Here is a 5,667-nt window from a genome sequence, read left to right on the forward strand (position 1 = left end):
ATATCGGCGACACCGACGACGGCTCGGGCCTGCACCACATGGTCTACGAGGTCGTCGACAACGCCATCGACGAGGCGCTGGCCGGCTGGGCGACGCGCGTCAACGTCGTGCTCAACGCCGACGGCTCGGTCACCGTCGACGACAATGGCCGCGGCATCCCCGTCGACCTCCATGTCGAGGAGGGCGTGTCGGCAGCCGAGGTCATCATGACCCAGCTCCATGCCGGCGGTAAGTTCAACCAGAATTCCTACAAGGTCTCGGGCGGGCTGCACGGCGTCGGCGTATCGGTCGTCAACGCGCTGTCCGAGCGGCTGGACCTGCGCATCTGGCGCGACGGGCAGGAGCATTTCATGCGCTTCCGCCACGGCGAGCGGGTGGAGCCGCTGGCCGTCGTCGGCCCGACCGAGCGGCGCGGCACCGAGGTCACCTTCCTGCCGTCGAAGGAGACCTTCACGAAGACCGAGTTCGACTTCGCGACGCTGGAGCACCGGCTGCGCGAACTGGCGTTCCTCAACTCCGGCGTCACCCTCGTCCTCAAGGACGCCCGCGGCGTCGACGGCCGCAGCGAGACCTTCCACTACGACGGCGGCATCGCCGCCTTCGTGCAGTATCTCGACCGCTCCAAGAAGAGCGAGCACCGGACGCCGCTCGCCATCGGCGGCGAGCGCGACGGGGTCACGGTCGACGTCGCGCTGCAGTGGAACGACAGCTTCCACGAGACGATGCTGTGCTTCACCAACAACATCCCGCAGCGCGACGGCGGCACCCACCTCGCCGGCTTCCGCGCCGCCCTCACCCGCACCGTCAACGCCTATGCCCAGGAGAGCGGGCTCGCCAAGAAGGAGAAACTCCAGCTCACCGGCGAGGACATGCGCGAGGGCCTGACCTGCGTGCTGTCGATCAAGGTACCGGACCCCAAGTTCTCCTCGCAGACCAAGGACAAGCTCGTCTCCTCCGAGGTCCGTCCGGCGGTCGAGGCGGTGGTGGGCGACCGGCTGCGGCAATGGTTCGAGGAGCATCCGGCCGAATCCCGGATCATCGTGGAGAAGATGTACCGCGCCGCCTCGGCGCGCGAGGCGGCGCGCAAGGCGCGCGAGATCGCCCGCGGACCCAAGGGGCTCGGCCTCGGCAGCCTGCCCGGCAAGCTCGCCGACTGCCAGGAGAAGGACCCGGCGCAGTCGGAACTCTTCCTGGTCGAGGGCGATTCGGCGGGCGGCTCGGCCAAGCAGGGCCGCGACCGCCGCTTCCAGGCGATCCTGCCGCTGCGCGGCAAGATCCTGAACGTCGAGCGCGTGCGCTTCGACAAGATGCTGAGCTCGCAGGAGATCACCACCCTCATCACCGCGCTCGGCACCGGCATCGGCCCGGACGAGGCGAAGAACGGCGGCTTCGACATCACCAAGCTGCGCTACCACAAGATCATCATCATGACGGACGCCGACGTCGACGGCAGCCACATCCGCACCCTGCTGCTGACCTTCTTCTTCCGCCAGATGCCGGCGCTCTTCGAGGGCGGCTACGTCTACATCGCCCAGCCACCGCTCTATCGCGCCAAGCGCGGCAACTCCGCCGTCTACCTCAAGGACGACCGGGCGCTCGACGAGTACCTGGTGTCGGCCGGGCTCGACGAGGCCGCCTTCGACCAGCATGACGGGGCGAGGCGCATCGGCGCCGACCTCCGGGCGCTGGTCGACGAGGCGCGCCAGGCGCGCGCGCTGATGGCGCCGCTCGCCCGCCGCATCGGCCATCTGCCGACGATCGAGCAGGCGGCGATCGCCGGCGTGCTGACGCCCGAGGGCCTGGCCGATCCGGCCGCCGCCGCGGCCGCGGTCGCCCAGCGCCTCAACGGGCTGGCGCCGGAGCTCGAGCGGACCTGGATCGGCCTCGCCGATGGCGCGGGCTTCGCGGTGCAGCGGGTCGTGCGCGGCGTCGCCGAACGCTACGTCGTCGAGGCGTCGCTGGTCGCCTCGGGCGAGGCGCGGCGGCTCGCCCTGATGGCGGGCGACCTCGCCGCCAGCTTCGCCGGCGCCGGCACGCTCCGCATCAAGGATCGCGCCTTCCCGGTCACCGGCCCCTTGTCGCTGGTCGAGGCGGTGCTGGCCGAGGGCCGGCGCGGCGTCACCACCCAGCGCTACAAGGGTCTCGGCGAGATGAACCCGGACCAGCTCTGGGAGACGACGCTCGACCCCAACGCGCGCGCCCTGCTCCAGGTCAAGGTCAGCGACGCCATCGACGCCGAGCAGGTCTTCTCGACCCTGATGGGCGACGTCGTCGAACCCCGGCGGGACTTCATCCAGGAGAACGCGCTCAAGGTGGCCAACCTTGACGTCTGACGATCCGGACGAACCGCTGACGGCGATCCTGACGGTCTGGAAGCGGCCGACGCTGGCCCGCCAGCTGGCGGCTCTTCGCGCCCAGACGCGGCCGCCCCGGGAAGTCTGGATCTACCATTGCGGCACCCACACCGACCCCGAGCCAGCGGTCCGGTCGATCGACTGGGCGCGGGTCAACTATGTCCGGTCCGAGCACGATCTCGGCTTCTTCGGCCGCTTTGCGCTCGCCGCCATGGTCGAGACCCCGCTCGCCACCGTCATCGACGACGACATGATCCCCGGCCCCGGCTGGCTGGAACACGCGGGCGCGAAGCATCGCCACTACAGCGCCGTCGTCTCGGCCCAGGGCTGCATCCTGCCCAAGCGCTCGACCGATCCGCGCAACGGCATGTACCCGGCCAGCCTCGGCCGGCTCGCCCAGGACATGATGGTCGATTTCGGCTGCTGCTCCTGGCTCTTCCGCAGCGAGTGGGCGCGGGCGATGTGGACGATCCCGCCGATCCACCTGCGCAATGCCGAGGACATGCACTTCGCCGCCGCGCTCGCCCTCCGGGGCATCCGCACCATGGTCCCGCAGCAGGAGCCGCCGCACACGACCGCGAACCGGGAGCCGGACATCGGCCACGACCGGCACGCCGCCTATCTCGACCGCGAGCGCTACGCGATCGAGCGCAACGTCACCCTGAACCACCTGCGCGCCGTCGGTTGGAAACTCCTGCTCGAGGAGCCGCGGCCGTCGCGGGCCGTCCGATGACGGCGCCGACCGGATCGCGGCCGCGGGTCGGGCCCTATTCGGCACTGATGCCGGGCGGCGGCGCCGCCGCCGTGGCCGCGGGGATCGCGGCCCTTCGCGCCCAGACGATGCTGCCGGCCGACATCTGGGTGCTGCAGCCGGACCATGATCCGGCGGTCGTGGCGCAGCACGGATCGGGACGGCTTCCGGCGGTGCGGATCCTCCGCCAGGACCGCCCGCCGCCCGCCTGGGCGCCGCTCCTCTTCACCTGGTTCCTGCCCTCGTCCTACACCCTGCTGCTGGCGCCCGGCGCCCGGCCGGCGCCGCACTTCGCCGAGACGGCCCTGGCCACGATGCGGCGTCATCGCGCGATGATCTGCGCCGCCGGCAGCCGGCGCGGCGCCGCCGTCGCGGCCGGCGCCGCCGACCAGGCCATCGACCTCGGCGAGGGCGCCTGGTTCTTCGAGACGCACTGGATCCGCCATGCCTGGGCCGCCCCACCGGGCGACCTCGACGGCGACCCGATGCCGGCCTTCGCGGCCGCCCTGCGCCGGGCCCGAACCCCGTTGGCGGTGCCGGCCCTGCCGGACGGAACCGCGGCCCACCTGCTCTCCTGACGGCGATGGCGGCCGCCCTGCTGGCGGTGATCGCCCGTCCGGCCGGACGTCCCGCCGACCTCGGCGCCATCGACCGCCTGCGCCGGCGCTTCGACCCGCGCCACGGCCGCGTGCCCGCCCATGTCACGCTGGTCTTCCCGATCGCGGCCGATGCGCGGGCGGCCCGACGGCACCTCGCGGCGGTCGCGGTCCATGGCAGCATCGCCATCCGGCTCGGCCGGCCCGAACCCATCCGGACCGGGCGGCGCGGCTGGTACGTGGTGCTGCCGGTCGCAGCAGCCGGCGCGGCGGCGGTGGCGCGCCTGCACCACGCCCTCGCCCGCGGCCCCTTCGCCGGCAACCGGCGCGGGAGCGGCCCCTACCGCGCGCACCTGACGGTGGCGGCGGGCCTCGACGCGCCGACCGCGCGCCGCGTCCGCCGCCGCGCGCGCCGGCTCGCGCACCGGCGCCTCGCGCTCCGCGAACTCGAGCTCGTGGCCTGGGACGGAAGCCGGCTGACGGTGGTGGGGCGGCGCGACCTCAGCCGCGGCGGAACACCGGCGGCCGCTTCTCGTGCCAGGCCCTGACGCCCTCGGCGGCGTCCTCGGACTGGATGCTCTCGGAATAGGCGGCGTCGGCGGCGGCGCGGTCGAGGGCGCCGCGGGCGATCGAGTTCAGCGTCCGCTTCATGCCGACGATGGCCCGCGGCGAGCCGACGGCGAGCTGCTCCACCAGCCCGTCGACCCGCGACCCCAGCCCGTCGGCGGTGACGACCTCGTCGAGATAGCCGATCGCCAGCATGCCGGTCGCGTCCAGGGTCTCGCCGGCGAGGAACAGCCGCTTGGCCGCGCCGAGGCCGAGCCGCTCGACATAGCGCCGCTGGCCGGTCGCGTAGTATTGCAGGCCGAGACGGGCGGCCGGCATGAACATGCGCGCGCCCTCGACGCCGATGCGGAAGTCGCAGGCGAGGGCGAGGTCGGTGCCGCCGCCGAACACCCCGCCGTTGAGGGCGGCGATGGTCGGCAGCGGCAGGTCCTCCAGCCGGTCGACGACATCGCCGAAGAGCGGCGGCGAATCGTCGCCGCCGACCGGCGCCCGGCCGCGGGCGAGGGCGCCGATGTCGTAGCCGGCGCAGAACGTGCGGCCGGTCCCGGTCAGCACCAGGACCCGCACCTCGGGGTCGGCGGCGGCGGCGGCGAAATGGTCCATCAGCACCCGGAGGTCGTCCGGCTCGATGCGGTTGTGCTGCCCCGGCCGGTTCAGGCGGACGGTCGCGCGCGCCCCGGCGATGGTCAGGACGGGCGGCGAAGCGGGCTGTTCGGCGGACATGACGGGCTCCGTTTGGGATCGCCCGGCGCTACCATGGGCGCCGCGACGCGGGCAACGAAATCCCGAGCATGTCAATATCTTGACAGCCGACGCTCCCATGAACCTAGATATAGGGCCGCACGCGAGGTGGGGTCGGGGGTGCAAAGGCGCGCCACCGACGCGGACGGCATCAGGGGGACAGCATGGACGGCGATTTCCGGGCGCTTCGGGTGGGGCGGGTCACGATCGACCCGACCCGCGACCAGCTCCTGACCGACTTCGGCAAGGCGACGCTCGACGACCGCTACCTGCTGCCGGGCGAGACCTACCAGTCGCTGTTCGCGCGCGTCGCCGACGCCTATGCCGACGATGCCGACCATGCCCAGCGCCTCTACGGCTACATCAGCCGCCTGTGGTTCATGCCGGCGACGCCGGTGCTGTCGAACGGCGGCACCGGGCGCGGCCTGCCGATCTCCTGCTACCTCAACTCGGTCGGCGACAGCCTGGACGAGATCGTCGGCACCTGGAACGAGAACGTCTGGCTGTCGGCGCGCGGCGGCGGCATCGGCACCTACTGGGGCCGGGTCCGAGGCATCGGCGAGCAGGTCGGCCTGAACGGCAAGACGTCCGGGATCATCCCCTTCATCCGGGTGATGGATTCCCTGACGCTGGCGATCAGCCAGGGGTCGCTGCGGCG

At 72.6% G+C, this 5,667-nt stretch carries 6 protein-coding genes; 5 read left to right on the forward strand and 1 reads right to left on the reverse strand.

What is annotated here, in order from left to right:
* The 4 genes from gyrB to ACE3Q3_RS21475 form a co-directional block, all read left to right on the forward strand.
* Positions 1–2,333: DNA topoisomerase (ATP-hydrolyzing) subunit B (gyrB, locus tag ACE3Q3_RS21460; protein ID WP_374449403.1), on the forward strand; the 2,333-nt coding region annotated here is incomplete at its 5' end.
* Positions 2,323–3,087 carry a glycosyltransferase family 2 protein gene (locus ACE3Q3_RS21465; protein ID WP_374449405.1) on the forward strand — a complete coding sequence of 255 codons (765 nt, stop codon included), beginning with the start codon at positions 2,323–2,325 and terminating at the stop codon, positions 3,085–3,087. The genes gyrB and ACE3Q3_RS21465, both read left to right, overlap by 11 nt.
* Positions 3,084–3,683, forward strand: a complete 600-nt coding sequence (locus ACE3Q3_RS21470; RefSeq protein WP_374449407.1) for a hypothetical protein — start codon at positions 3,084–3,086, stop codon at positions 3,681–3,683. Before ACE3Q3_RS21465 ends, ACE3Q3_RS21470 begins: the two co-directional genes overlap by 4 nt.
* Before the next feature lie 5 nt (positions 3,684–3,688).
* Positions 3,689–4,249: a 2'-5' RNA ligase family protein gene (locus tag ACE3Q3_RS21475; RefSeq protein ID WP_374449409.1), complete on the forward strand. Its 561-nt coding sequence runs from the start codon at positions 3,689–3,691 to the stop codon at positions 4,247–4,249.
* Here ACE3Q3_RS21475 and ACE3Q3_RS21480 read toward each other — a convergent pair.
* Positions 4,203–4,991 (reverse strand): enoyl-CoA hydratase/isomerase family protein, encoded by a 789-nt coding sequence (locus tag ACE3Q3_RS21480; RefSeq protein WP_374449411.1) that lies wholly within the window; start codon positions 4,989–4,991, stop codon positions 4,203–4,205. The two genes, ACE3Q3_RS21475 and ACE3Q3_RS21480, sit on opposite strands and share 47 nt — an antisense overlap.
* A 182-nt stretch (positions 4,992–5,173) precedes the next feature.
* Between ACE3Q3_RS21480 and ACE3Q3_RS21485 the strand changes: the two genes are divergently transcribed.
* The coding region (locus tag ACE3Q3_RS21485) for a ribonucleotide reductase N-terminal alpha domain-containing protein (RefSeq protein WP_374449413.1) at positions 5,174–5,667 on the forward strand (494 nt) is incomplete at its 3' end.

The organism is Allostella sp. (genome assembly GCF_041913585.1).
Taxonomy (GTDB): domain Bacteria; phylum Pseudomonadota; class Alphaproteobacteria; order ATCC43930; family Allostellaceae; genus Allostella.